General features: G+C 41.1%; 1 protein-coding gene. It reads left to right on the plus strand.

Going from position 1 to position 494, the window contains the following annotated elements:
* Nucleotides 1-494: transposase (locus tag AAEZ22_RS18160; RefSeq protein WP_352298387.1), on the plus strand; the 494-nt coding region annotated here is incomplete at both ends.

The raw sequence follows: 494 nt of genomic DNA on the forward strand, positions 1-494 counted from the left end.
TTTCGTACACATGATACGCCAGAGAATAAAGACGTATTTGGGTGTGGCTCAACCCAGTATGGTGAAAATACCTATCCGCAAATTCGAATGGTATGCCACATGGAGCTAACGAGCCATCAACTCATTAATTGTACTTTTAACGGGCAACATCAAGGGGAAATGACACTCGCTGAAGAGCTCATTGAAGGTACACCGGATAACTCATTAACCTTATTTGATCGCGGTCATTATTCATTAGGGCTTTTGCATCGTTGGCATCAAGCAGGGACTGAAAGGCACTGGATGATACCTGTCAGAAAAGGCTTAACGGTTGATACCATAAAGAAAATGAGTAAAAATGACCAGTTAGTGCGTCTTAAAACATCGCCACAAGCGCGAAAAAAGTTTACTGACTTGCCAGAGTTTATAGAAGCTCGTCTGCTTACTTACACGCATAATAATAAGCAGTATCAGATTCTTACATCAATGCTTGATGTAATGCGTTACCCATCAAA

Origin of the sequence: Pseudoalteromonas sp. 20-MNA-CIBAN-0454, assembly GCF_040308685.1 — a bacterium.
GTDB lineage: Bacteria > Pseudomonadota > Gammaproteobacteria > Enterobacterales > Alteromonadaceae > Pseudoalteromonas > Pseudoalteromonas nigrifaciens.